Origin of the sequence: Bartonella taylorii 8TBB, assembly GCF_902825155.1 — a bacterium.
Taxonomy (GTDB): domain Bacteria; phylum Pseudomonadota; class Alphaproteobacteria; order Rhizobiales; family Rhizobiaceae; genus Bartonella; species Bartonella taylorii_A.
Genome location: NZ_CADEAG010000055.1, coordinates 1 through 682 on the forward strand (window position 1 = coordinate 1; position 682 = coordinate 682).

The following is a 682-nucleotide window of genomic DNA, read 5'->3' on the forward strand; positions in this document are numbered from 1 at the left end:
AACTGGAATACAAAAATATAGAACAAAACGCCATTAATACACATACTAAAAGCCTCTATACAACGCTTGATAAATATATTGATGCTATCAAAGGACTTCTTGCAACACATCACTTTGCCTTGTTCTCTCGTATCAAAGAGCAGAGTTAAAATAGCATAACTGTAGAAATGACTTTAAAGCGTATATCAGGCAATGAAATATCAACAGAAGGAACATTTCCTTTTGATACTACAGGGAGCAAAAACAACATACAAGCGGTTGGCTCTACTATCACCTACGCACGTAGATATCTCTTAGGCATGCTTCTTAATGTCGCAAGAAAAGAAAACCATACAGACGGCAACACGCTTCTTTCAGGTATCTCTCCTGAACAAATGAATGAAATCAAAGAATTAATTAAAAAAACACAATCTGAAGAAAGTAAGCTTATCTCTTTCGTAGGAGCAAAAAATCTACCAGATATGTCTTATTACCAAGCCCAGATCACTTTGTTTTCTTTAAAAAAAAAGCCACGTTCCCATATTAATAAAGCACAACAATCCTTACCGCCACAAGAGCAACAAACGGCGTTGTGAGATGGAGCCACGTACAGCAGAGTTGTTTCAACCGCACTTGGGGAAAGTCACTACTTCACACGTTTACCCCGTCCTCAGTTAGACAGCAAAAGGCTTACCTGAAAGCA

The 682-nt window shown here is 38.0% G+C and carries 1 protein-coding gene; it reads left to right on the forward strand.

Going from position 1 to position 682, the window contains the following annotated elements:
- Positions 1 to 167 precede the first annotated feature (167 nt).
- A complete protein-coding gene (locus J7R13_RS08595) occupies positions 168 to 575 on the forward strand; it encodes an ERF family protein (RefSeq protein ID WP_425523233.1) in 408 nt (135 codons plus the stop codon).
- The last annotated feature ends 107 nt before the right edge of the window (positions 576 to 682 follow it).